This window comes from Azospirillum sp. NS33, from assembly GCF_059703765.1.
In genome coordinates, this window is record NZ_BAAKJB010000007.1 from 25,932 (window position 1) to 49,893 (window position 23,962).

Below are 23,962 nucleotides of genomic sequence, written 5' to 3' on the forward strand. Positions count from 1 at the left end.
GCACCATGAGCGAGATCGCCTTCTTCGGCGCGGTCGAGATCGGCCTCGTCTACGCCCTGGTGGCGCTGGGCGTCTTCCTGTCGTTCCGGGTGCTCGACTTCCCGGACCTCACGGTGGACGGAAGCTTTCCGCTGGGCGCCGCGGTGGCGGCGACCCTGATCGTCGCCGGCGCCGATCCCTGGCTGTCCAGCCTGCTGGCGGCGGTGGCCGGGGCCGCCGCCGGGCTGGTGACGGCGACGCTCAACGTGCGCTTCCGCATCCTCCACCTGCTGGCCTCGATCCTCACCATGATCGCGCTGTTCTCGGTCAATCTGCGGGTCATGGGGCGGCCCAACGTCGCCATCATCATGCAGGACACGGTGCTGACCCCGTTCTACGGGCTGGGCCTGCCCGATCACCTGCTGCGGCCGCTGTTCGTGGCCGTGGTGGTGGCGGTCGTGGTGGCGCTGCTGGCCCGCTTCCTGTCCAGCGAGTTCGGGCTGGCGATGCGCGCCACCGGCGTCAACGCCCGCATGGCGCGCGCCCAGGGCGTCGACACCGACCGGCACATCTACGCCGGCATGGCGCTGTCCAACGGGCTGGTCGGGCTGGCCGGGGCGCTGTTCGCCCAGACCAACGGCTTCGCCGACGTGACGACCGGGATCGGCACCATCGTGGTCGGGCTGGCCGCGGTGATCGTCGGCGAGACGGTGCTGCCGCTGCGCGGCCTGGCCTGGGCGTTGGTGGCCTGCGTGGTGGGGTCGATCCTCTACCGCCTGGCCGTGCAGCTCGCCTTGACCGCCGACGTGATCGGCCTCCAGGCCTCCGATCTGAACCTGGTCACCGCGGTGCTGGTGGCGGTGGCGCTGATCCTGCCGCAGATGCGCCTGCGCGCCGGCCGCGGCCGGGCGGGGAGGGCGAAATGATCGAGGTGACGGACCTCCACGTCCTGTTCGGCCGCGGCACGGCGCTGGAGAAGCACGCGCTGCGCGGCGTCGATCTGGTCATTCCCGAGGGCCAGTTCGTCACGGTGATCGGCTCGAACGGGGCCGGCAAGTCGACGCTGCTGGCGGCCCTGGCCGGGGATGCGCCGGCCGAGGCGGGGCGTGTCGCCATCGACGGGATCGACGTCACCCGCTGGCCGACGCCGCGGCGGGCGGCCCACGTCGCCCGGGTGTTCCAGGATCCGCTGGTGGGCAGCTGCGCGGCGTTGACCATCGAGGAGAACATGGCCCTGGCGGCGTCCCGTGGCCGCCGGCGTGGCCTGGGGGCGGCCCTGGGGCACGACCGCCGGGCCCGCTTCCGCGAGCGCATCGCCGGGCTGGGGCTGGGGCTGGAAAGCCGCCTGGGCGACCGCATGGGGTTGCTGTCGGGCGGGCAGCGCCAGGCGGTCAGCCTGCTGATGGCGACCCTGGCGGGCTGCAAGATCCTGCTGCTGGACGAGCACACCGCCGCCCTCGACCCGGCGACGGCCGATTTCGTGCTGGACCTGACGCGGCGAATCGTCGCGGAGAAGCGGCTGACGGCGCTCATGGTGACCCATTCCATGCGCCAGGCCCTGGACTGCGGCGACCGCACCTTGATGCTGCACGAGGGCCGCGTGGTGCTGGACGTCGCCGGCGACCAGCGCGCCGGCCTCGACGTGCCGCACCTGCTGGCCCTGTTCGCCCGGCAGCGTGGCGGCGGCGAGATCAGCGACGACGCGCTGCTGATCGGGTAGGGGCGGCGGCCGGGTCGGCCACCCCGTGGGGCGCGCGCTGGAGGCGCGGCCCCCCGGCCGTGTCACTGCACCACGAAGCGCGGCGCGCCGCGGCGCTGGCCGCTTGCCTTCTCCCACACCGTGGCGGCGATGGCGCGGTAGACCTTGGCGTGCGCGCCGTCGGGCTGCGAGACGACGATCGGCTGGCCCGCGTCGGAGGTCTCGCGGATGGCGATGTCCAGCGGGATCTCGCCGAGGAAGTCGGTGCCCAGCGCCTCCGCCTCCTTGCGCGCCCCGCCGTGGCTGAAGATGTCGGAGCGGTGGCCGCAGTTGGGGCAGCAGAAATAGCTCATGTTCTCGACGATGCCGAACACCGGCACGTCGACCTTGCGGAACATGTTCAGCCCCTTGCGGGCGTCGAGCAGGGCGATGTCCTGGGGGGTGGAGACGATCACCGCGCCGGCCAGCGGCACTTGCTGGGCCAGGGTGAGCTGGGCGTCGCCGGTGCCCGGCGGCATGTCGACCACCAGCACGTCGAGCTCGCCCCAGTTGACGTCCGCCAGCATCTGCTGGATCGCGCTCATCACCATCGGTCCACGCCAGATCATCGGCGTGTCCTCGGGCACCAGGAACCCCATCGACATCACCTTGATGCCGTAATTCTCCATGGGTTCCAGGATCTTGCCGTCATGGCTGGTGGGCCGGCCCTGGATGCCCATCATGCGCGGCATGGACGGCCCGTAGATGTCGGCGTCGAGGAGGCCCACGGACTGCCCGTTGGCGGCCAGCCCCAGGGCCAGATTCACCGCCGTGGTGGACTTGCCCACGCCGCCCTTGCCCGAGGCGACGGCGACGATCGCCTTGACCCCCGGCACCGGCTTTTTGGCGGGCTGTGCCTGGCCGTGCCCGTGGCCGGGCCCGTGCGCGTGGCCGTGGCCGGCCGGCTGGGCCGGGGGCTGCGCCGCCGGCCCGGCGCGGTGGGCGGTGAGCACGGCGGTGACCGAGGTCACGCCGGGCAGCGCGTTGACCGCCTTCTCCGCGGCGTGGCGCATGGGTTCGGCCTGGGCGCCGCGCGCCGGGTCGACCTCGATGGAAAATGCGACGTTGCCGTCGCGTACTGCCAGGCCGGACAACATGTTCAAGGACACGATATCCGCCCCGCGATCGGGGTCCACGACGGACCGGAGCGCGTCGAGAACCTGTTCCTCAGTGACCTTCGCCATGGTTGAAAACTCCGGCTTCTTCCCGATATTGGCGGATAACCGTCGGAATCGTTGCGAGCGCCAACGGCGGTCGCACTATAGTGCGGGCCGGCGACAATGGTAAAGAGACCGGGTATGCCGGCGATCGAGAGAGCACAAGGGGACTGACAGGAATGCCGTGGAGCAATCAGGGTGGGGGCGGCGGCGGCGGCCCCTGGGGACCGCCACCGGGCGGTGGCGGTGGTGGCCAGAATCCGTGGGGACGGCCGTCAGGCGGCGGTGGCGGCGGGGGGCCCCAGCCCCCCGACCTTGAAGACCTGCTGCGCCGCAGCCAGGACAGACTGAAGCGGGCGATGCCCGGCGGCTTCGGCAGCGGCCGGGGCATCGGCATCGTCGTCGTGGTGCTGGCGGCCATCTGGGGCCTCAGCGGCATCTACCGCGTCGAGCCCGACGAGCAGGGCGTCGTCATGCGCTTCGGCGAATGGGTCGACACCACCCAGCCCGGCCTGCGCTACCACTGGCCGGCCCCCGTCGAGACGGTCTTCACCCCCAAGGTGACGCGCGTCAACCGCATCGAGATCGGCTACCGCTCCGCCGGCAGCGGGCGCAGCGGCGACCGCGACGTCAGCGACGAATCGCTGATGCTGACCGGCGACGAGAACATCGTCGACATCGACTTCACGGTGTTCTGGCTGATCAAGGACGCCGGCGAGTACCTCTTCAAGATCCGCGACCCCGAGGGCACGGTGAAGAAGGCGGCCGAGAGCGCCATGCGCGAGGTGATCGGCCGCACCGACCTCCAGCCGGCCCTGACCGAGGCCCGCCAGCAGATCGAGCAGCAGACCGAGCAGCTCCTGCAGGCCATGCTCGACGAGTACCAGTCGGGCATCGAGGTCACCCAGGTCCAGCTCCAGAAGTCCGATCCGCCGGGGCCGGTCATCGACGCCTTCAACGACGTGCAGCGCGCCCGCGCCGACCGCGAGCGCCTGCGCAACGAGGCCGAAGCGTACCGCAACGACATCATCCCGCGCGCCCGAGGCGAGGCCGAGCGACTGATCCAGGAGGCGTCGGCCTACCGCGAGGAGACGGTCAGCCTGGCCCAGGGTGACGCCCAGCGCTTCTCGAAGGTCTACGACGCCTATTCCCGGGCCAAGGACGTGACGGCGCGCCGCCTCTACCTGGAGACGATGGAACAGATCCTGAGCGGCGCCAACAAGGTGATCATCGACTCCGACGTCCAGGGCGGGCAGGGGGTCGTGCCGTACCTGCCGCTCAGCCAGTTGCAGCCGCCCGGCGCCGCGCCGGCGGTGCCCAAAGCGTCGCCGCGCACGCAGTGAGGAGCACATCATGAACCGGAACCTCCTCATCGCCGGCATCGTCGTCATCGTGCTGGCCATCATCGCCTCGGCGTCGCTGTTCACCGTCAACGAGGCCGAGCAGGGCCTGGTGGTCCGCCTCGGCGAGCCGCGCCGGGTGATCCAGGAGCCGGGCCTCAAGGCCAAGGTGCCCTTCATCGAGAACGTGGTGATGATGGACCGCCGCGTGCTCGATCTCGACCCGCCCGTCGAGCAGGTGATCCTGGCCGACCAGAAGCGCCTCGACGTCGACGCCTTCGCGCGCTACCGCATCGTCGATCCCCTGAAGTTCTTCCAGACCGCCGGGTCGGAGGCGGTGGCCGAGACGCGGCTCAACACCATCGTCAACTCGTCGCTGCGCCGGGTGCTCGGCAGCGTCACCCTGCTCGCCATCCTGTCCGACGAGCGCGCCCGCGTGATGAACGACATCCGCGACCAGGTGAATGACGAGGCCCAGCGCTTCGGGCTGCTGATCGTCGACGTGCGCATCCGGCGTGCCGACCTGCCGGAGGAGACCAGCCAGGCGATCTTCGCCCGGATGCGCTCCGAACGCGAACGCGAAGCTTCGGAAGCCCGCGCCCAGGGTCAGGAGCAGGCCCAGCAGATCCGGTCGCGGGCCGAGCGCGAGCGCACGGTGATCCTCGCCGAGGCGCAGCGCGACTCGCAGATCCTGCGCGGCGAGGGCGACAACCAGGCGTTCCAGATCATCGCCGAGGCGACCTCGGCGGATCCGGAGTTCTACGCCTTCTACCGCTCGCTCGAGGCCTACCGGAAGGCGCTGAACCAGGACGACACCACGCTGGTGCTGTCGCCCAAGGGGGATTTCTTCCGCTTCTTCGGCAACGGCACCGTGGGCATCGGGGCGAACGAGTCGCCGCGCTCCGCCGAGGCGCCGGCGGCCGTCCCGGCGGCCCCCGCGGCGTCCACCGCTGCGGCTTCCGAGACGCCGGCCTCCGGGCCGGCCGGCAGCCCGGCGGCGCCCGCTTCGGCCGCGGCCTCCCCGGCGCCGGTGGCCCCGGCGGCGGCCACGGAGGCCGACGCTCCGGCGGCGGCGACCTCGGCGGATGACGCCGCCGCCGGTGGCACGCCCGACGCCGCCCCGGCGACCGCCGTGCGCTGATCGGACGGCCGGCGCGCCGTGGCGCGCCGATCCGGCGCCCGCCCGCCCCTCGCCGCGCGAGGGGCGGGCGGGCGCCGCCCGTTTCCCGCCACCCCCACGCTGAGACCGGTCGACCATGAACGATCTGTGGACGGCACTGGCCCTGCTGCTGGTGATCGAGGGCACGCTGTACGCCCTTTTTCCCGGTCCGATGCGCCGGGTCATCGCCGAGGCGCTGACCCGGTCCGAAGGGCAGCTGCGCACCGGCGGGCTGCTGGCGGTGGTCGCGGGGGTGGCGATGGTGTGGATGCTGCGCGGGGCATAGCGGCCGCGCCTTTTTTCGACCATACTCGTCTCCGCATACTCGGCACACCCAACCTGGGGCGGAGCGGTGGGCAAGCCACGCTTGAAGCGGCGAGCGCCGCGCCCCGCATCCGCTCTCCGGGCCGGATCACCGATCCGGTGTGGGGGTGCCGCGACCGCGCCCCGAGGGGGTGCGGCGGCGTACGAGGCAGGGAGACGAGCCCAGTGAACCGCATACGACAGTTCGTGAACGCCGCCGCCGGGGCGGCCCACGTTGCCACCCGGGGCCGGCGGGTGGGCCCCGTGGGTCGGGCGGCGATTCTTCCGGTCGCCGCCGCCCTCCTGTGGGCCGCGGCGGGGGCGCTCAGCGCCCCGGCCATGGCGCAGGCCCAGCCCGCTCCGGCGAGCTTCGCGGACTTGGCCGAGCGGCTGCTGCCGGCGGTCGTCAACATCTCCACCAGCCAGACCGCGCCGCAGAACGGCCCCGGCGGCGCCCCGGGCGCGCGCCCGGAGATCCCGCAGTTCCCGCCGGGCTCGCCGTTCGAGGAGTTCTTCAAGGACTTCTTCGACCGCAACCAGCAGCCCGACGCGCCGCCGCGGCGCGCCACGTCGCTCGGCTCCGGCTTCGTCATCGACGCCACCGACGGCTACGTCGTCACCAACAACCACGTCATCCAGGACGCCGACGAGATCACCGTCATCCTCCAGGACGACACCAACATCAAGGCGGAGCTGGTCGGCCGCGACCCCAAGACCGACCTCGCGCTGCTGAAGATCGCGACGTCGCACCCGCTCACCGCCGTTCCCTTCGGCGACAGCGACGCGATGCGGGTCGGCGACTGGGTGGTGGCGATCGGCAACCCGTTCGGCCTGGGCGGGACGGTCACCGCCGGCATCATCTCGGCGCGCCAGCGCGACATCAACGCGGGCCCCTACGACGACTTCCTGCAGACCGACGCCTCGATCAACCGCGGCAATTCGGGCGGGCCGATGTTCAACCTGAACGGCGAGGTCATCGGCATCAACACGGCGATCTTCTCGCCGTCGGGCGGCTCGGTCGGCATCGGCTTCGCCATTCCCGCCAACCTCGCCAAGACCGTCGTCAACCAGCTCAAAGAATACGGCCGCACCCGGCGTGGCTGGCTCGGCGTGCGCATCCAGGCGGTCACCCCGGAGATCGCCGAGAGCCTGGGCCTGAGCGAGGCTCACGGCGCCCTGGTCGCGTCGGTCACGCCGGGCGGGCCGGCGGCCGCGTCCGGGATCGAGGCGGGCGACGTCATCACCACCTTCAACGGCCGCAAGATCGAGGAGATGCGCCGTCTGCCGCGGGTCGTGGCGGAGACGCCGATCGACCGCGACGTGCCGGTCGAGGTGTGGCGCCGGGGCAAGGCGGAGCAGTTCCAGGTCAAGGTGGGCGAACTCGAGGCGGCCGAGGAATCGGGGCTGCTGGCGGCGACCCCGGGGGAATCCCCGTCCGACGCCCCGGCGGCGGCCAGCAGCGAGGCGCTGGGGCTGACGCTCTCCGGCATCTCGCCGGAGCTGCGCCAGCAATACGGCCTCAAGCCGGAGCTGAACGGCGTGGTCGTCACCGACGTCAAGGCCGGCTCGGCCGCCGCGGAGAAGGAGCTGCGCCCCGGCGACGTCATCGTCGAGGTGGGCCAGGAGGAGGTCACCGACCCGGCGGCGCTGACCGCCAAGGTCCAGCAGGCCCGCGAGCAGGGCAAGAAGTCGGTGCTGCTGCTGATCGACCGCCAGGGCGACCTGCGCTTCGTGGCGTTGCCGCTGGGCCAGGGCTGATCGGGCGCAACGCGACAAAGGCCCCGGCGAGGCGCGTCGCCGGGGCCTTTTTGCGTGCAACCGCCGCGCGGAACGGGGGGATGGCGGGGATCAGGCGCCGCGCAGCTTGCGCCAGGCCATGCCACCGACCAGCAGCGTGACGCCGGCCCCCTCGACGAGGCGGAACAGCAGGCCGGCGTCGGCCACCGTCTGCAGCGCCGGGTGGGCCCGCACCTCCTCCGCGGTGGCGGCGACCGAGGTGGCGAGGCGCTCGGCCTGGACCCGGGCGTCGATGGCGAGGAGTTCGGCTTCGCTCCAGACGCGGTCGGCGCCCGCGCCGACCCGGGTCAGCGTCGGCTCGGCCATCGCCGACACCGCCGCCGCGGTCGGGCCGAGCGCGTCGGCCGCCGCCTCTGTCGCCGCGTCCACCGCCGGTGCCACTGCGTCGGTGAGATCGCGCACCACCGGCGCCACCACGGAGCCCGCCGCCGCCGCGGCGGCGTCGGCACCGTCGGAGAGCGTCCGCCAGGCGTCGACCGCGTGGTCGGCGGCGCGTTCCCGCAAGCTCGGCTGCGGCACGTAGATCTCGTCCTCGAGCGGGATGAGGTGGCCGTGGGCGAAGTCGCCGTCCTGGGCCAGGGCGGGCAGCGCGCTCAGGCCGAGGGCGCCGGCGGCGAGAAGCGCGGGCAGGCGGATGGGACGGCGCATGAGGATCTCCATCGCGCGGACGAGCGGATCAAGCCCGGACCCTACCACCGCGGGGGGAGGGGCGGTCAATCCGCGGCGCGGGAAAACAGCCTCATGACTCCACAATGTCCGCGCTGCGGTAGCCTTGGGCGTAGAGCAGGGCGGTGAGGTCGCCGTGGTCCACCCGGGCGCGCGCCTCCGCCGCCACCGCCGGCTTGGCGTGGAAGGCGACGCCGAGCCCGGCCGCCAGCAGCATCGGCAGGTCGTTGGCGCCGTCGCCGACGGCCAGGCTGGCGCTCACCGGCACCCTCCGGGCCGCGGCGTAGCGGACCAGCGCCTGCAGCTTGCTGTCCTTGTCCAGGATCGGCTCGGCGGGGCGCCCGGTGAGCACGCCCTCTTCCACCTCCAGGTCGTTGCCCTGGTCGTCGTCGAAGCCGATCCAGTCGCGCACCCGCCCCGTGAAGCAGCGGAATCCCCCCGACACCAGGACGCAGTGGGCGCCGTCGGCGCGCATGGTGGCGACCAGCGCCCGGGCGCCCGGCATCAGTTCGGCCCGCGCCCACACGTCGTCGAGGACGGCGGCCGGCAGGCCCTTCAGCAGGGCGACCCGCTCCCGCAAGGCCTCCTTGAAATCGATCTCGCCGTTCATGGCGCGGGCGGTGATGGCGGCGATGCGGTCCTTCATGCCGACGTAGTCGCCCAGCTCGTCCAGCATCTCCTGGCGGATGATGGTGGATTCCATGTCGGCGACCAGCAGGCGCTTGCGGCGGTCGGCGAGGCCCTGGGCGATGGTGTCCACCGGGCGCCCGGCCAGGGCGTGGCGGGCGGCCGCGTCCGCCTGTTCCGGCACCAGGCCGGCGAAGGCGAGATCGCAGGCGGTGGCCGGGGCGAGCCAGTCGGGCGGGGCGACGTCGGCGCCGATGCCTTCGAGGGCGGCGCGAACCGCGTGCACCGCCGCGTCGTCCAGCGGCGTGGCGGGGGCGGCGATCAGGGTGAGGACGGCGTTCATCGGCAGGCTTCCGGCGGGGGTGGGACGCGCTGCTCCCTACCACAGCCCCGCGGCCGGGGCCAACGGTGCTGCGCGCCGCTGGCGGGGCGGGGCTGTTCGCCCTGGAAGGGGCCCACCAGACTCCGTACAAACGCCCTGCCGACGGCGGCACACGAAGGAGGGCAGCATGGGGACGGGCGCCGACGCCCCGGTCATCGTCATCGGCGGACCCACCGCATCAGGCAAGTCGGCCATGGCCGTCGATCTGGCGCGGGAGTTCGGCGGCGGCGTGGTGAACGCCGACAGCATGCAGCTCTACCGGGAGCTGGACGTGCTCACCGCGCGCCCCGGCGCCGAGGAGCTGGCGCGGGCGCCCCACGCGCTCTACGGCGTGCTGGGCGCGGCCGAACGGGGCACGGCGGCACGCTGGCGCGACCTGGCGCTGGACGCCATCGCCGCCGTCCACGCCCGCGGTGGCGTGCCCGTGGTGGTCGGCGGCACCGGATTCTATCTGCGCACCCTGATGGAAGGGCTGTGCGCGGTGCCGGCGGTCCCCGACGCGGTGCGGGCCGCGGCCCGCGCCCGGCTGCGCGCGCTGGGGGGGGAGGCGTTCCGGGCCGAGCTGGTGGGCCGCGACCCCGCCGCGGCGCGACTCAGCGCCGGCGACACGACGCGCCTGACCCGCGCCTGGGAGGTCGTCGAGGCCACGGGCCGCGCGCTCTCCGACTGGCAGAGCGAGGCCGCCGAAGGGGCACCGCCCGGGCTGTCGTTCCTGGTGATCACCATCGACCCGCCGCGGCCCGACCTCTACGCCGCCGGTGACGGGCGTTTCCTGGCGATGATGGAGCGCGGCGCGCTCGACGAGGTCCGGGGCCTCGAGGCGCTGGGCCTCGACCCGGAGCTGCCGGCGATGAAGGCGCTGGGGGTGCCAGAGCTGCGCCGCCTCCTGCACGGCGACCTCGACCACGCGGCCGCCGTGGCGTTGGCCCAGCGGGCGACGCGCCGCTACGCCAAGCGGCAGGTGACCTGGTTCCGTCACCAGCTCGCCGAGCGCCCGCCCCCCTCCGCACGGCATGGCAGCCATACCATTTCTTCCCTCTATTTTCCGCAGCGGCGCGATGACATTCTTCGCTTGGCCGCACGGTCGTTGCGCGGTTGACCCTCAGGAGGAAGCAAAGTGACGTTTGAGTGGGGTGATCTCTTCGCCGGGCGCATCGCCGGCATGGCGGCCTCGGAAATCCGGGAATTGCTGAAGTTGATCGAGCGGCCCGAGATCATCTCGTTCGCCGGCGGGATTCCCGACCCCGACCTGTTTCCCTCCGCGGCCATCGCGCGCGCCTACGAGACGATCTTCCAGTCCAACGCCGGCGCCGGCGGGGCGCTGCAGTACACCATCAGCGAAGGCTACACGCCGCTGCGCGAATGGATTATCGGCCACATGGCGCGCAAGGGTGTGCCGGTCGCGCTCGACGAGGTGCTGGTGACCAGCGGCTCGCAGCAGGCCCTCGACTTCGTCGGAAAGCTGCTGATCGGCCCGGGCGACCTGGTGGCGGTGACCAAGCCGACCTATCTCGGCGCGCTGCAGGCGTTCTCCCCCTACGAGCCGTGCTACGTCTCCATCGCCATGGACGACGAGGGGCCGGTGCTGGACGACCTCGAGGCGGCCCTGGTGGCACGCCCGAAGTTCCTCTACCTCGTCCCCGATTTCCAGAACCCCAACGGCATCACCGTGTCGGCGGCGCGGCGCGAGGCCATCGTCGCCCTGTGCGCCGCCGCCGGGGTGCCGGTCGTCGAGGACGCGGCCTACAGCGAGCTGCGCTACGACGGCGACCCGCTGCCCTCCCTGGCGGCGATCGACGCGGCGCGCAACGGCGGGGCGCCGGCGGCCGTCATCCACTGCGGCTCCTTCTCGAAGACCGTGGTTCCGGCGCTGCGGGTGGGCTGGGTGTCGGCGCCGCGCGAGGTCGTCAACCGGCTGGTGCTGATGAAGCAGGCGGCCGACCTCCACACCTCGACCATCAACCAGATCGTCATGCACGACGTGGTGTCGCAGATCTACGACGCCCATGTGAAGCGCCTGCGCGTCGCCTACAAGGAGCGCCGCGACGCCATGCTGGAGGCGCTCGAGGCGCACATGCCCCCGGGCATCCGCTGGACGCGGCCCCAGGGTGGCATGTTCGTGTGGATCGAGCTGCCGGAGGGGCAGTGCGGCGTCGCCCTGCTGGACCGCGCCATCCGCGAGGCCAACGTCGCCTTCGTTCCCGGCGCGGCCTTCTTCGCCGACCGGTCCGGCGCCAACACCATCCGCCTCAGCTTTTCCGCCAGCAAGCCCGAGCGCATCCGCGAGGGCGTGCGCCGCATCGCCGGCCTGCTGGAGACGGTGGCCGTCTGAGATGTTGCCGAGGATGCGTAATATGTGCAAAGGGTGCGGCAAGAATCCTTTGCGATAATTCGCAAAAACGGTTGACCGCACCGCCGCACATCCACTAGGGTCTCGCTCCCGGCCCTGCGGAAGGGGGTAACCCTTTGTTTTCCCTGCCAACAGGTCGCGGAGCGGAACGGAGCGAATGGGCCGCCTGAGACACGCGGCCAGCAACGAAGGTCGAAACCGATGCCCGAACAGAAGCTGACCGGCGCGCAGATCGTCATCAAGGCCCTGAAGGACCAGGGTGTGGACGTCATCTTCGGCTATCCCGGCGGCGCCGTACTTCCCATCTACGATGCCCTGTTCCAGCAGAACGACCTTCGCCACGTCCTGGTACGTCACGAGCAGGCGGCCGTCCACGCCGCCGAGGGCTACGCCCGCTCCACCGGCAAGGTGGGGGTGGTGCTGGTGACCTCGGGCCCCGGGGCCACCAACGCGGTGACCGGCCTGCTCGACGCCCTGTGCGATTCCATTCCCATCGTCTGCCTGTCCGGCCAGGTGCCCACCCACCTCATCGGCAACGACGCCTTCCAGGAGGCGGACACCACCGGCATCACCCGGCCCTGCACCAAGCACAACTACCTGGTGAAGGACCCGGACAAGCTGGCGCGTACCCTGCACGAGGCGTTCTACGTCGCCCGCACCGGGCGGCCCGGCCCGGTGGTGGTCGACCTGCCCAAGGACGTGCAGTTCGCCGACGGCGTCTACGAGCCGCCGACCGAGGTGAAGCACAAGACCTACCGCCCGCAGGTGACGCCCGACCTCGCCCGGATCGAGGAGGCGGTGGAGCTGATGGCCGGCGCCAGGCGGCCGGTGTTCTACACCGGCGGCGGTGTCGTCAACGCCGGGCCGGCGGCGGCCGCGCGGCTGACCGAGTTGGTGCGGCTGACCGGGTTCCCGATCACCTCGACGCTGATGGGGCTGGGCGCGTTCCCCGCCTCCGACGAGCGGTGGCTCGGCATGCTCGGCATGCACGGCACCTACGAGGCCAACCTCGCGATGTACAATTGCGATGTGATGATCAACCTGGGCGCCCGCTTCGACGACCGCGTCACCGGCAAGCTGTCGGAGTTCGCGCCGGGCTCCAAGAAGATCCACGTCGACATCGACCCGTCCTCGATCAACAAGAACGTGGCGGTGGACATCCCCATCATCGGCGACTGCGGCCATGCCCTGGAGGCGATGATCCGGGTGTGGACGGACAAGCGCAAGCAGGCCGACGCCGCCGCCTTGAAGCAGTGGTGGGGGCAGATCGCCGAATGGCGGGCCCGCAACTGCCTCAACTACAACCGCACCGAGACGGTGATCAAGCCGCAGTACGCGCTGGAGCGGCTGCGCGAATACCTCAAGGGCAAGGACTTCTACATCACCACCGAGGTGGGCCAGCACCAGATGTGGGCGGCCCAGTTCCTGCCCTTCGACCAGCCCAACCGCTGGATGACGTCCGGCGGCCTCGGCACCATGGGCTACGGCCTGCCGGCGGCGATCGGTGCCCAGATCGCCCACCCCGACTCCATCGTGGTCGACATCTCCGGCGAGGCGTCGTTCCTCATGAACATGCAGGAGATCGGCACCGCCGTGCAGTACCGCGCGCCGGTCAAGATCTTCATCCTGAACAACAAGTACATGGGCATGGTGCGGCAGTGGCAGGAGCTGCTGCACGGCTCGCGCTACTCCGAGAGCTACTCCGAGGCGCTGCCGGACTTCGTCAAGCTGGCGGAGGCCTGGGGCTGTGTCGGGCTGCGCGCCGAGACGGTGGCCGACGTCGACCGCGTCATCGAGCAGATGATGGCGGTCCGCGACAAGCCGGTGATCGTCGACGTCTGCGTCGATCCCAAGGAGAACTGCTTCCCGATGATCCCGGGCGGCAAGGCGCACAACGAGATTCTCTTCGGACCGGAGGAGAACCCGGCCGACGCCACGCCGGAAGACGGCATGGTGCTGGTGTAAGACCAAGATTCTGGCGGAGATCCGTGTCGTGGAAGAGAGAATCGAAAAGCACACCATCGCCGTGCTGGTGGACAACGAACCGGGCGTGCTGGCCCGCGTCATCGGCCTGTTCTCGGGGCGCGGCTACAACATCGAAAGCCTGACGGTGGCCGAGGTGGACAACGCGAGCCACCTCTCGCGCATCACCCTGGTGACCTCGGGCACCCGGATGATCATCGAGCAGATCAAGGCCCAGCTCGACCGCCTGGTGCCGATCCACCGGGTCCGCGACCTCACCGACGAGGGGCCGTGCGTCGAGCGCGAGCTGGCCCTGGTGAAGGTGGGCGGGACCGGGGAGCGCCGCATCGAGGCGCTGCGCCTGGCCGACATCTTCAAGGCGGAGGTGGTCGACGCCACCCTCACCTCCTTCGTCTTCGAGCTGACCGGCACCACCGGCGAGGTCGACGAGTTCATCGGCCTGATGAGCCAGCTCGGCCTCGTGGAGACCAGCCGCACCGGTGTGCTCGCCATGTCGAAGGGCCAGGGCGGCTTCTGAGCGCCCCCGCGGCGGTCCGTTGCGGACCGCCGCCGGCCCGCGTGGCCGCGGCATGCGCCGGGTCGGCGGCACCATTGTCCCGGCGGTCAACGGAAGCGGCGGCGAACCGCTTGACGCGGCGCCGCCGCCGACGGATTAATGCGGCCGAGCCCGCCAACCGGCAAGAACCGAACCAGCAATCCAGCAATCCCCTAAGGAACCACCACCATGCGCGTCTACTACGATCGTGATGCCGACGTGAACCTGATCAAGGGCAAGAAGGTCGTCATCGTCGGCTACGGCAGCCAGGGTCACGCCCACGCCAACAACCTCCGCGACAGCGGCATCAAGGACGTGCGGGTGGCGTTGCGTCCCGGTTCGGCCAGCGCGCAGAAGGCCGAGGGCGCCGGATTCACGGTCATGAACCCGGCCGAGGCGGCGGCCTGGGCCGACGTGGTGATGATCCTCACCCCCGACGAACTGCAGGCCGACCTCTACCGCGACAGCCTCGCCGCGAACCTCAAGGAGGGTGCGGCGCTGGTCTTCGCCCACGGCCTGAACGTCCACTTCAACCTGATCGAGCCGCGCGCCGACCTCGACGTGTTCATGATCGCGCCCAAGGGCCCGGGCCACACCGTGCGCGGCGAGTACCAGCGCGGCGGCGGCGTTCCCTGCCTGGTGGCGGTCCACCAGAACGCCTCGGGCAACGCGCTCGACATCGCGCTGTCCTATGCCTCGGCGATCGGCGGCGGCCGCGCCGGCGTCATCGAGACGACCTTCAAGGAGGAGTGCGAGACCGACCTGTTCGGCGAGCAGGCGGTGCTGTGCGGCGGCCTGACCCACCTGATCCAGGCCGGCTACGAGACGCTGGTGGAAGCCGGCTACGCCCCGGAGATGGCCTATTTCGAGTGCCTGCACGAGGTGAAGCTGATCGTCGACCTCATGTACGAGGGCGGCATGGCCAACATGCGCTACTCCATCTCCAACACCGCCGAGTTCGGCGACTACAAGACCGGCCCGCGGGTCATCACCGCGGAGACGAAGGCCGAGATGAAGCGCGTGCTGGACGACATCCAGTCCGGCCGCTTCACGCGCGACTGGATGCTCGAGTGCAAGGCCGGCCAGCCGAGCTTCAAGGCGATCCGCCGCCGCCATGCCGAGCACTCCATCGAGCAGGTCGGCGAGAAGCTGCGCGCCATGATGCCGTGGATCGCCGAGCGCCGCCTGGTCGACAAGGCCAAGAACTGAGTGATGCGGTCCGCCGCCCTCCGCCGCGCCGAGCGGGGCGGGGAGGGCGGCGCGTTGCGGACCGGCGGCCGCCCCGGGGGCGTCAGCACCCGGAGCGAGGCAGCGCCTCCAACTGGTCCAGAACGGCGTCGACGGTGAAGTCGCCGTAGTCGATCTGCATCGATTCGGCGACCCCGTTGCCCAGCAGGCGCAGGCTCATCTCGTACTCCGGCTGCGCCGCCTCGCTGCCCAGCGGGAAGAACGCCATACGCACGGGCCACCCGCCGACCCCCTTCAACAGGTTGTCCGCCACCGCCGAGGTGGCCGTGGTCGGCTTGCCGATCACCGCGCTGACCTCGGTGGCGCCCTCCGCGTCGGCCCCGTCGAACACCGGCCGGTTCAGCAGCACGTCGCCCGCCGAGGCGTGCTCCATGAGGGCGATGGTGTGGGCGGTGGGGAACATGGTTCCCGGCGGCAGCGTCATCTCCTGCTCCTCGGGCGCGTTGAAGGTGGCGGTGCCGCCAGCGGGGATGTCCAGGCGTGCGGACCCCCGGACCTCCTCGTCCAGCTCGCCGTTGATCAGCTTGCGCACGCTGAAGCGATAGCGGGAGCCGTCCTTGGTTTCCCAGGTGGTGTAGGTCGTCGCCATCGTCGTCTCGTCGCCTTCGGCGTAGACGAAGCGGAGCTGGAAGCGCTGCTGGGTCGTCCACCCCTCGCAGGCGTCGGCCCATTCGAACATCATGACGCCGCTGACGTCCGCGACCTTGCTGCTGTTGCGCGCCTTGAGCAGCGACATCTTGTAGAGCGCGCGGTGCGGCAGGATCTCGGGCGCGGCCTGGGCGGCGGTCGCCAGCGTGCCGGCGGTCGCGGGCAGGCCAAGCGCGGCGAGGACGGCGACGGCGGCGGCCCGGGCGAGCGGGCGCGGGCGGCAGGCGGGGCGGCGGTTCGTCGGGGTGGCATCCACGGTCGGTGCGGCCTATGAATCGAGATCGGGTCTTCGGGATAATGGGCGCTTTCGCGGTCGAGCGAAAGCGTTGGCGACGCCGTTGCGGCCAGCAGGGGGACGATCATGGGATGTGGTGCGGGGACGGCGAGGCCGGTTCTGGTGGTGACGCGGCGACTTCCCGACGCCGTCGAGGCGCGGGCGGCGCGCGACTTCGACGCTCGTCTCAACCCCGACGACGCGCCGCAGACGCCGGAGACGCTGGCGACCCGGACGGCCGGGGCCGACGCGGTCCTGTGCTGCCCCGCCGACCGCGTGGACGCGGCGGCGATCGCCGCCCTGCCGGCCAGCGTGCGCGTCATCGCCACCTTCTCCGTCGGCACCGATCACATCGACCTGGCGGCGGCCACGGCGCGGGGCATCCGGGTCACCAACACCCCGGACGTGCTGACCGAGGCCACGGCCGACCTGGCCATGCTGCTGATGCTGGGCGCGGCGCGGCGCGCCTCGGAGGGGGAGCGGCTGCTGCGCGGCGGCGGCTGGACGGGATGGACGCCGACCCAGCTCATGGGAACCCACCTCGGCGGCAAGCGGCTCGGCATCTTCGGCATGGGGCGGATCGGCCGGGCGGTGGCTCTGCGGGCCCGCGCCTTTGGCATGGACGTCCACTACGCCGGGCGCGGCCGGCTGCCGCCCGATCTGGAGCGGGGAGCCGTCCACCACGCCGACGCCAACGCCATGCTCGCGGTGGCCGACGTGCTCTCGCTCCATTGCCCGGCGACTCCGGACACGCGGCGCTGGCTCGATGCCGGGCGCATCGCGCGGCTGCCGCCGGGGGCGATCGTGGTCAACACGGCCCGCGGCGCCATCGTCGACGACGACGCGCTGATCGGCGCCCTGCGCAGCGGCCGGGTGGCCGCGGCCGGTCTGGACGTCTTCGCCAACGAACCCGACCTCCACCCGGGCTACCGGAGCCTCGACAACACGTTCCTGTTGCCGCACCTCGGCAGCGCCACCGTGGAGACCCGCACCGCCATGGGGTTCCGGGCCCTCGACAACCTCGACGCGTTCTTCGCCGGGCGGCCCCTGCCGGACCCCGTCGCCTGAGCGGCGACGGATTTTCCTAGCGCGACCGCCAACCCCGGCAGTTCCTGCCGGGTCGGCCACGCATCCCGGCGCATCCCGGCCGGGCGGTCCGGCCGCAAGGCCTTGGAATCCTTGGGAACAGCGGGTGGCATGGGCGTTGCTAATCCTTGGTCGTGAGAGCGTGCACCCGCCACGTCCGCCGAGGAGCCGAGCCATGACCGTCCAAGCCCCCATCCGCGTCGTCCTGGAGGGTATCCCCGTCGCCACCGCCAGCCTGCGGTCGCCGGGATTGGCGCGGCTGGCCGACGGCGAGGCCTGGCAGCTCCACGATGCGCTGGCCCGGCTGGCCGAGGCCAAGGACCTGATCGAGCAGCAGCAGGAGCGCATCGCGTTCCTCGAAGGCCTGACCATGACCGACGAGCTGACCGGCCTGCTCAACCGCCGGGGGTTCTACAGCCACCTGCGGCGGGAGCTGGCGGCGGCACGGCGCCGGGGCACCGGCGGCGTCCTGCTGATCATCGATCTCGACGGCTTCAAGGCGGTGAACGACACCCACGGCCACCTCGCTGGCGACGCCTATCTGCGCGAGGTCGCGCGCTTCCTTCAGACGCAGGTGCGGGCGCAGGACGTGGTGGCGCGCCTCGGCGGTGACGAGTTCGCCGTCCTGCTGACCGACACCGACGCGGACGCCGGTGCCGGCCGTGCGGCGCAGCTTGCCGCCGCCGCCACCGCCGCCCACGTCGACTGGAACGGCCGGACCCTGCCCCTGCGCTTCTCGCTCGGCATGCAGCCCTACACCGGGCACGACCGCGAGGACGAGGTGGTGCGCCAGGCCGACGTGCGGATGTACCGCCACAAGGGCGAGCGCCGCGCCGCCCGCCGCGCCGCCTGACTGTCGGCGGCCGGGCTCGACGGCCCGCCGCGCATCCGCGATGACCGCGTTGGCCGCGATGACCGCGCTAACCACAATTTAACCGTCGCCGACCCATAGAGAAGGCGGTATACCGGCCCCTTGGCGATACCGCGCAAGTGGCTTTCTCTTGGAGTGGCTGTGTTCGGCAGCGGCGGACGCCAGGGGGCGCTTTGATGTCATCGGACGCGAAAGGTCTCGGCCGGTCTGCTGTGGCGGCGAAGCGTGTCCTGATCGTGGAGGACAATGAGCTGAACATGAAGCTCTTCCACGATCTTCTGGAAGCGCACGGCTACGAGACGCTGCAGACGCGCGACGGCATGGACGCGCTGACCATGGCGCGCCAGCACCGTCCCGACCTGATCCTCATGGACATCCAGCTTCCCGAGATCTCCGGGCTCGAGGTGACCAAGTGGATCAAGGACGACGATGATCTCAAGTCCATTCCGATCATCGCCGTCACCGCCTTCGCCATGAAGGGGGACGAGGAAAAAATTCGGGAAGGCGGCTGCGAGGACTACATTGCGAAGCCCATTTCCGTCGTCAAGTTCCTGGAAACGGTTAGAAAGTATCTTGGCTGACCGCCCTTGCGGCGACGGCGATGTCCACGGCTTTTTAAATAAAGGCTCAAAATGTCTGCGCGCGTTCTCGTCGTCGACGACGTATTGCCGAATGTGAAGCTTTTGGCGGCGAAGCTGACGCGCGAGTATTTCGACGTCATCAGCGCCCACAACGGCCCGGAAGCCTTGGAGCTGGTGAAGAAGGAATCACCGGATATCGTTCTGTTGGACGTGATGATGCCGGGAATGGACGGGTTCGAGGTGTGCGAGCGCATCCGTTCCGACCCGGCGACGATGCACATCCCGGTGGTCATGGTCACGGCGCTGTCGGACGTGGCCGACCGCGTGCGCGGGCTGGAGGCTGGCGCCGACGACTTCCTGACCAAGCCGGTCAACGACATCGCGCTGTTCGCCCGGGTGCGCTCCCTGGTCCGCCTGAAGATGATGATGGACGAGTGGCGGATGCGCGAGAACACCTCCGGCCAGTTCGGGGTGTTCGAGCCGACCGGCACCCTGCAGTCGGAATCGCCGGAGAAGGCGCGTGTGCTGGTGTTGGAGGACTCCGCGCTCGACCTCGACAAGATCGTCGAGACGCTTCAGCGCGACAGCGATCACGTGGTCGCCGCCGACACCTGCGGGCGCGCCCTCGAGCGGGCGCTGCAGGACGACTTCGAGCTCGTCATCGTCAGCCTCACCCTGCTGAACGAGGACGGCTTGCGCCTGTGCTCCCAGCTGCGCTCCCACGAACGGACGCGGCAGGTGCCGATACTGCTGGTGGTCGACGAGGGGGACCTCAACCGGGTCGCCAAGGGGCTGGAACTCGGCGCCAACGACTACGTGATCAAGCCGCTGGACCGCAACGAGCTGCTCGCCCGGGTGCGCACCCAGATCCGGCGCAAACGCTATCAGGACCGCCTTCGGTCGAACTACGAGCACAGCCTGTCGATGGCGCTGACCGACAGCCTGACGGGCGTGTTCAACCGCCGCTACGTCAACGCGCACCTGCCCCGGCTCATCGAACGGGCCATCGACAGCCACAAGCCGGTCGCGGTGCTGATGTTCGACATCGACCACTTCAAGGTGGTCAACGACACCTACGGCCACGACGTCGGCGACGGCGTGTTGAAGGAGGTGGCCGATCGCGCCAGCCGCAACCTGCGGACCTTCGACCTGGTGGCGCGGCTGGGCGGCGAGGAGTTCCTGGTGGTGCTGCCGGACACCGACGGCGATGCGGCGATGATCGTGGCCGAGCGTTTGCGCGGCCGCATCGGCGATGCGCCCTTCGTCATCCCGGCCCCGGCCGGGTCGATCGGGGTGACGGTGTCCGTCGGCATCGCCGTGGGCGGGCGCATCGGCGACACCGCGGAGGGGCTGATCAAGCGTGCCGACGATTCGCTCTACGCCGCCAAGGATCGCGGGCGCAACCGCGTGGTCGGCGACCCGGCCGCCGGCGACGCCGACCTGCGGCGGCCGCCGCCCCGCTGAGTGCCGGCGGCTCCGGTCCCTTGCCCCGGTCCCTTGCCCCTGCCGCGATCGCCCCGGGGTGGCCCGAGATCCAGTAAACGCAAAAGGCCGCCCCCGGGGGCGGCCTTATCCGTGCACGTCGCTGCCGGTCCGTCTTACTTGATCTTCGATTCCTTGAACTCGACGTGCTTGCGCGCCACCGGGTCGTACTTGTTGAACGACAGCTTCTCGGTGGTCTTCTTCGGATTCTTCTTCTTGACGTAGAAGAACCCGGTATCGGCCGTGCTCACGAGCTTGATGAGGACGGTGTTTTGCTTGGCCATGATCGAGATCCCGACAAATATCCGCAACCCGCCTGCCCGGCGGGGCGGCGACGTAGAGGCGCAACATACGCCCCTCGCACGCCATGTCAAGCCCCGCTGTCCACGTGAAAGTCAGCAGAGAGGTGCGTCGTGCCCCGATGCCGCGGGCCCCTATGACAACTGGAGGTGACGGAATGTGCGGAAGACCTGCTAGAATGCGGACGACCGGGACTGTGCGTCGGGATCAGTTGTGGACACGCCGCCTGTTGCGATGACTCACGGCACCGCCGGGACCCCCCTGCCGGTTGGTGAAGGCGCGATTCTGGGCGTGCTTCTGGCGCGCATCGACGCGGCGGTGTGCCTGTACGACGCCGACGATCGTGTCGTCCTGTGGAACCCCGCCTACCTCCGCTACTTCCCCGAGGAGGCCGACCTGTTGCGGGTCGGGGTGTCCTACGAGGAGACGCTGCGGCGGTACTTCTCGGTGAATCTGGCGCCCGACGAGTTGGCGTCCTGGGAACGCCACGTGTCCGCCGGTCTGCGCCGTCACCGCGCACCCTCCGGGCCCTACGTCTACCAGCGTCGCGACGGCCGGTGGTTCCGCGTGGAATCCCATCGTTTTCCCGAAGGCGGCCTGTTGAAGATCTGGACCGACGTGTCCGCCGAGAAGGCCTTGGTGGCCGACCGCGCGCTGGGGCGCGACACGGCGGCGGCGATGCGCGTGGGGTTCGCCCGGATCGGCGCGGACGGTCGCTTCGTGATGGCCAACCGGGCGTTGGGCGACCTGCTGCCCGACGCGGTGGACCTGTTCCAGCCGGGGGTGCCCTATGCGACGCTGCTGGCCGCGGTCGGCGACCGGTTGCTGGCTCCCGGGGAGGAGGCGCGCCTGACGCCGTTGCTGGCCCGTGACGACGCGGTCGTGCGGCCCGCCACGGTGCCGCTGACGCTGCACCTCCGTGACGGGAGCTGGTTGCGGTTCGAGGAGCGGGTGGGGGAGGACGGCGACCTCTACAGCCTGTGGACCGACGTCACCGCCCAGGTCCGTGCCGACGAGGCGGCCCGGCGCGCCCAACGCCAGCTCTCGGTCGCCGTGGAGAGCCTGCCGGAGGGGTTCGCCCTCTTCGACGACGACGACCGGCTGGTCGAATGCAACGCGCTCTACCGGGCGCTGATGGGGCCGGGCTGCACCGCTGGAACGACCTACGAGGACATCCTGGAGGCGGGGATGGGGGCGGGGCATTTCCCCGATGCGGCGGAGCTGCGGCCGGCGGAACGGCGGCGCTGGCGCGAATCCATGCGGGTCGCCCACCGCTTCCCCGGCGGTCCGCTGGACCTTCCGGTCGCCGGTGGGCGGTTCGTCCGCATCGCCGAGCGACCGACGCCGGACGGCGGCATCGTCAGCGTCGTGCGCGACGTCACCACGGAGAAGCAGAGGGAGGGCGAGCGGGAGGCGCGGTCGGCGGCGGAGATCGCGGTCAAGAACGCCGTGCTCGAGGCGACCCTGGAGAACATGGGGCAGGGCATCGCCATGGTCGACGCGGACCTGCGGGTGCTCGCCGTCAACCGCCGGCTGTTCGCCCTCTACGACCTGCCTCCCGAGCTGGCGCGGCCGGGCATGCGCTTCGAAGACCTGATCCGTGCCACCGCCCGGCAGGGCGAGTACGGCGAGGGGGTCGACGTCGAGGAGGTGGTGCGCCAGCGCGTCGCCTTCGCCCGGTCCGCCGACGTTCCCGTCTATGAGCACGTCCGCCCCAACGGCCTCATCGTCGAGGTGCGCACCACCCGGCTTCCCGACGGCGGATTCGTGCGCACCTACACCGACGTCACCGCGCGGCAGACCGCGGAGACCGAGCTGGCGCTCAAGACGCACACCCTGGAAGCGTTGCTGGAGCACATGGACCAGGGCGTCATCATGTACGATGCGGACGGGCGCGTCGTCGCCCGCAACCGCCGCGTCCAGCACCTCCTGGACCTGCCGGACTCGGTGTTCGCCGGCGAGCCCACCGAGGACGCCATCGTCGCCCATCAGCTGGCCGCCGGGGAGTTCGGTCCCGGGCTGGAGCAGTTGCCCGCCGCGCTGCGCCCGGGCGGCCGTCCCGCCCGGGTCGACGAGCATCCGCCGGCGATCGCCTACGAACGCCGCCGCCCCAACGGCGCGGTGCTGGAGATTCGCGCCAACGTCCTGCCCGGCGGCGGCCTGGTGCGCACCTACACCGACATGACCCGGCGCAAGCAGACCGAGGACGAGCTGGCCCGCAAATCGGCGCTGCTGCAGGCGGTGCTGGAGAGCATCGGGCAGGGGCTGTGCGCCTTCGACGGCGACCTGCGCATGATCGCCTGGAACAAGCGCTTCATCGACCTGCTGCAGTTCCCGGTCGAGTTCAACCTGGAGGGGCGGCCGTTCGCCGACTTCATGCGCCACAACGCCGAGCGCGGCGAGTACGGCCCCGGCGACATCGAGGAGCAGGTCCGCGTCCGGGTCGAGCGGGCGCGCACCCCGACCCCGCACCGCTTCGAGCGGGCGCTGGGCGACGGCACGGTGATCGAGGTGTATGGCCTGCCCATGGACGGCGGCGGCTTCGTCTCCACCTTCACCGACGTCAGCGAGCGCCGGCGGGCCGAGGAGGAACTGCGCGCCGCGAAGAACCGGGCGGAGCGGGCGCTGGCGGAGCTGCAGCACGCCCAGGAGAGCCTCATCCAGGCCGAGAAGCTGGCGTCCCTGGCGCAGCTCGTCGCGGGTGTCGCCCACGAGATCAACACCCCGGTCGGGGTCGCCCTCACGGCCATCTCGCACCTCGGCGAGGAGGTGGGGAAGATCACCGCCGCCTTCCACGACAACCGCCTGCGCCGCAGCGATCTGGCCGGCTTCCTGGCGCTGTCCTCGGAAACGGCGCAGATGATCATGAGCAACATCGACCGCGCGTCGGACCTGATCCAGAGCTTCAAGCAGGTGGCGGTGGACCAGGCAAGCGCGGAACGCCGGATCTTCAACCTGAGGAGCTACGTGCACGAGGTGCTGCTGAGCCTCCGGCCGCGGTTCAAGAAGACGCGGGTGACGGTGAAGACCGACATCGCCGCGGCGATCGTCATCGACGGCTACCCCGGCGCCCTGTCGCAGGTGCTGTCCAACTTGCTCATCAACGCCCTGGTCCACGCCTACGACGAGGGGCAGGCGGGGACCATCCGCATCAGCGCCTGCGAAACCGATCCCGGGTTGGTGGAACTGCGCCACGGCGACGACGGGCGGGGAATCGCGCCGGAGAACCTGGCGCGGATCTTCGACCCCTTCTTCACCACCAAGCGGGGGCAGGGGGCCAGTGGGCTCGGCCTCAACATCGTCTACAACATCGTCACCGGCACCCTGCGCGGCAGCATCGCGGTGTCCAGCGAGACCGGCAAGGGCACGGTGTTCACGCTGCGCTTTCCGACACGCGCACCGTCGTCCGACGCGGCCCCCTGACGGCCGGCTGGCCGGCCCGGACGCCGCCGCCCG

General features: G+C 71.0%; 20 protein-coding genes and 1 pseudogene. 16 read left to right on the forward strand and 5 right to left on the reverse strand.

Features of this window, described 5'->3' with window-relative positions; genetic code table 11:
* Positions 1–5 precede the first annotated feature (5 nt).
* Both AC6H2I_RS08485 and AC6H2I_RS08490 read left to right on the forward strand, forming a co-directional pair.
* Positions 6–905, forward strand: a complete 900-nt coding sequence (locus tag AC6H2I_RS08485) for an ABC transporter permease (protein ID WP_497500167.1) — start codon at positions 6–8, stop codon at positions 903–905.
* Positions 902–1,699, forward strand: coding sequence for an ABC transporter ATP-binding protein (locus AC6H2I_RS08490; protein ID WP_497500168.1), 798 nt, complete (start codon positions 902–904; stop codon positions 1,697–1,699). The genes AC6H2I_RS08485 and AC6H2I_RS08490 overlap by 4 nt, the downstream gene beginning before the upstream one ends.
* 62 nt (positions 1,700–1,761) lie before the next feature.
* Here the strand turns inward: AC6H2I_RS08490 and apbC are convergent, their stop codons facing one another.
* Positions 1,762–2,901, reverse strand: a complete 1,140-nt coding sequence (apbC, locus tag AC6H2I_RS08495) for an iron-sulfur cluster carrier protein ApbC (RefSeq protein WP_497500169.1) — start codon at positions 2,899–2,901, stop codon at positions 1,762–1,764.
* A 152-nt stretch (positions 2,902–3,053) separates the two neighbouring features.
* Between apbC and hflK the strand changes: the two genes are divergently transcribed.
* From hflK to AC6H2I_RS08515, 4 genes and pseudogenes are all read left to right on the forward strand, one after another.
* On the forward strand, positions 3,054–4,217 hold the full coding sequence (hflK, locus tag AC6H2I_RS08500; protein ID WP_497500170.1) for an FtsH protease activity modulator HflK: 1,164 nt from the start codon (positions 3,054–3,056) through the stop codon (positions 4,215–4,217).
* Between the two features lie 10 nt (positions 4,218–4,227).
* Positions 4,228–5,166: pseudogene (gene hflC, locus AC6H2I_RS08505) on the forward strand (protease modulator HflC); the annotation flags it as partial.
* A 304-nt stretch (positions 5,167–5,470) separates the two neighbouring features.
* Positions 5,471–5,659 (forward strand): DUF2065 domain-containing protein, encoded by a 189-nt coding sequence (locus AC6H2I_RS08510; RefSeq protein WP_497500171.1) that lies wholly within the window; start codon positions 5,471–5,473, stop codon positions 5,657–5,659.
* A gap of 203 nt (positions 5,660–5,862) precedes the next feature.
* Positions 5,863–7,434, forward strand: coding sequence for a DegQ family serine endoprotease (locus AC6H2I_RS08515; protein ID WP_497500172.1), 1,572 nt, complete (start codon positions 5,863–5,865; stop codon positions 7,432–7,434).
* A gap of 90 nt (positions 7,435–7,524) precedes the next feature.
* Here the strand turns inward: AC6H2I_RS08515 and AC6H2I_RS08520 are convergent, their stop codons facing one another.
* Both AC6H2I_RS08520 and serB read right to left on the reverse strand, forming a co-directional pair.
* A complete protein-coding gene (locus AC6H2I_RS08520; RefSeq protein ID WP_497500173.1) occupies positions 7,525–8,121 on the reverse strand; it encodes a hypothetical protein in 597 nt (198 codons plus the stop codon).
* A 91-nt stretch (positions 8,122–8,212) separates the two neighbouring features.
* On the reverse strand, positions 8,213–9,109 hold the full coding sequence (serB, locus tag AC6H2I_RS08525) for a phosphoserine phosphatase SerB (protein WP_497500174.1): 897 nt from the start codon (positions 9,107–9,109) through the stop codon (positions 8,213–8,215).
* A gap of 166 nt (positions 9,110–9,275) precedes the next feature.
* Between serB and miaA the strand changes: the two genes are divergently transcribed.
* The 5 genes from miaA to ilvC all read left to right on the forward strand — a co-directional run bounded on the left by miaA (position 9,276) and on the right by ilvC (position 15,225).
* The gene (gene miaA, locus AC6H2I_RS08530; RefSeq protein ID WP_497500175.1) at positions 9,276–10,247 is read left to right on the forward strand and encodes a tRNA (adenosine(37)-N6)-dimethylallyltransferase MiaA; all 972 of its coding nucleotides are present in this window, start codon (positions 9,276–9,278) and stop codon (positions 10,245–10,247) included.
* 18 nt (positions 10,248–10,265) lie between these two features.
* Positions 10,266–11,480, forward strand: a complete 1,215-nt coding sequence (locus tag AC6H2I_RS08535; protein WP_497500176.1) for an aminotransferase-like domain-containing protein — start codon at positions 10,266–10,268, stop codon at positions 11,478–11,480.
* Positions 11,481–11,699: 219 nt separating this feature from the next.
* Positions 11,700–13,463, forward strand: a complete 1,764-nt coding sequence (locus AC6H2I_RS08540) for an acetolactate synthase 3 large subunit (RefSeq protein ID WP_497500177.1) — start codon at positions 11,700–11,702, stop codon at positions 13,461–13,463.
* A gap of 28 nt (positions 13,464–13,491) precedes the next feature.
* Positions 13,492–13,998 carry an acetolactate synthase small subunit gene (ilvN, locus tag AC6H2I_RS08545; RefSeq protein WP_497500178.1) on the forward strand — a complete coding sequence of 169 codons (507 nt, stop codon included), beginning with the start codon at positions 13,492–13,494 and terminating at the stop codon, positions 13,996–13,998.
* A gap of 207 nt (positions 13,999–14,205) precedes the next feature.
* Positions 14,206–15,225, forward strand: a complete 1,020-nt coding sequence (gene ilvC, locus AC6H2I_RS08550; protein ID WP_497500179.1) for a ketol-acid reductoisomerase — start codon at positions 14,206–14,208, stop codon at positions 15,223–15,225.
* A gap of 82 nt (positions 15,226–15,307) precedes the next feature.
* Here the strand turns inward: ilvC and AC6H2I_RS08555 are convergent, their stop codons facing one another.
* A complete protein-coding gene (locus AC6H2I_RS08555) occupies positions 15,308–16,168 on the reverse strand; it encodes a cell envelope integrity EipB family protein (RefSeq protein ID WP_497500180.1) in 861 nt (286 codons plus the stop codon).
* Positions 16,169–16,273: 105 nt separating this feature from the next.
* On the opposite strand from AC6H2I_RS08555, the gene AC6H2I_RS08560 reads away from it, so the two are divergent.
* The 4 genes from AC6H2I_RS08560 to AC6H2I_RS08575 all read left to right on the forward strand — a co-directional run bounded on the left by AC6H2I_RS08560 (position 16,274) and on the right by AC6H2I_RS08575 (position 20,188).
* The gene (locus AC6H2I_RS08560; protein WP_497500181.1) at positions 16,274–17,254 is read left to right on the forward strand and encodes a 2-hydroxyacid dehydrogenase; all 981 of its coding nucleotides are present in this window, start codon (positions 16,274–16,276) and stop codon (positions 17,252–17,254) included.
* A gap of 193 nt (positions 17,255–17,447) precedes the next feature.
* Positions 17,448–18,125, forward strand: a complete 678-nt coding sequence (locus AC6H2I_RS08565) for a GGDEF domain-containing protein (protein WP_497500182.1) — start codon at positions 17,448–17,450, stop codon at positions 18,123–18,125.
* Positions 18,126–18,319: 194 nt separating this feature from the next.
* Positions 18,320–18,724: a response regulator gene (locus AC6H2I_RS08570; RefSeq protein ID WP_497500183.1), complete on the forward strand. Its 405-nt coding sequence runs from the start codon at positions 18,320–18,322 to the stop codon at positions 18,722–18,724.
* Between the two features lie 51 nt (positions 18,725–18,775).
* Positions 18,776–20,188: a PleD family two-component system response regulator gene (locus AC6H2I_RS08575; RefSeq protein ID WP_497500184.1), complete on the forward strand. Its 1,413-nt coding sequence runs from the start codon at positions 18,776–18,778 to the stop codon at positions 20,186–20,188.
* Between the two features lie 134 nt (positions 20,189–20,322).
* Here the strand turns inward: AC6H2I_RS08575 and rpmG are convergent, their stop codons facing one another.
* Entirely contained in the window at positions 20,323–20,490 is a 168-nt protein-coding gene (gene rpmG / locus AC6H2I_RS08580; RefSeq protein ID WP_029007077.1) for a 50S ribosomal protein L33, read from the reverse strand.
* A 307-nt stretch (positions 20,491–20,797) separates the two neighbouring features.
* Between rpmG and AC6H2I_RS08585 the strand changes: the two genes are divergently transcribed.
* On the forward strand, positions 20,798–23,929 hold the full coding sequence (locus tag AC6H2I_RS08585) for a PAS-domain containing protein (protein WP_497500185.1): 3,132 nt from the start codon (positions 20,798–20,800) through the stop codon (positions 23,927–23,929).
* Positions 23,930–23,962: the final 33 nt, after the last annotated feature.

Excerpts from the sequence above, each read along its gene's own strand:
- AC6H2I_RS08570 (WP_497500183.1), top strand. The coding sequence starts at position 18,320 with ATGTCATCGGACGCGAAAGGTCTCGGCCGGTCTGCTGTGGCGGCGAAG.
- serB (WP_497500174.1), bottom strand. The coding sequence starts at position 9,109 with ATGAACGCCGTCCTCACCCTGATCGCCGCCCCCGCCACGCCGCTGGAC.
- AC6H2I_RS08485 (WP_497500167.1), top strand. The coding sequence starts at position 6 with ATGAGCGAGATCGCCTTCTTCGGCGCGGTCGAGATCGGCCTCGTCTAC.
- AC6H2I_RS08510 (WP_497500171.1), top strand. The coding sequence starts at position 5,471 with ATGAACGATCTGTGGACGGCACTGGCCCTGCTGCTGGTGATCGAGGGC.
- hflK (WP_497500170.1), top strand. The coding sequence starts at position 3,054 with ATGCCGTGGAGCAATCAGGGTGGGGGCGGCGGCGGCGGCCCCTGGGGA.
- AC6H2I_RS08540 (WP_497500177.1), top strand. The coding sequence starts at position 11,700 with ATGCCCGAACAGAAGCTGACCGGCGCGCAGATCGTCATCAAGGCCCTG.
- miaA (WP_497500175.1), top strand. The coding sequence starts at position 9,276 with ATGGGGACGGGCGCCGACGCCCCGGTCATCGTCATCGGCGGACCCACC.
- AC6H2I_RS08490 (WP_497500168.1), top strand. The coding sequence starts at position 902 with ATGATCGAGGTGACGGACCTCCACGTCCTGTTCGGCCGCGGCACGGCG.
- AC6H2I_RS08565 (WP_497500182.1), top strand. The coding sequence starts at position 17,448 with ATGACCGTCCAAGCCCCCATCCGCGTCGTCCTGGAGGGTATCCCCGTC.
- rpmG (WP_029007077.1), bottom strand. The coding sequence starts at position 20,490 with ATGGCCAAGCAAAACACCGTCCTCATCAAGCTCGTGAGCACGGCCGAT.
- ilvC (WP_497500179.1), top strand. The coding sequence starts at position 14,206 with ATGCGCGTCTACTACGATCGTGATGCCGACGTGAACCTGATCAAGGGC.
- AC6H2I_RS08520 (WP_497500173.1), bottom strand. The coding sequence starts at position 8,121 with ATGCGCCGTCCCATCCGCCTGCCCGCGCTTCTCGCCGCCGGCGCCCTC.
- AC6H2I_RS08575 (WP_497500184.1), top strand. The coding sequence starts at position 18,776 with ATGTCTGCGCGCGTTCTCGTCGTCGACGACGTATTGCCGAATGTGAAG.
- AC6H2I_RS08560 (WP_497500181.1), top strand. The coding sequence starts at position 16,274 with ATGGGATGTGGTGCGGGGACGGCGAGGCCGGTTCTGGTGGTGACGCGG.
- apbC (WP_497500169.1), bottom strand. The coding sequence starts at position 2,901 with ATGGCGAAGGTCACTGAGGAACAGGTTCTCGACGCGCTCCGGTCCGTC.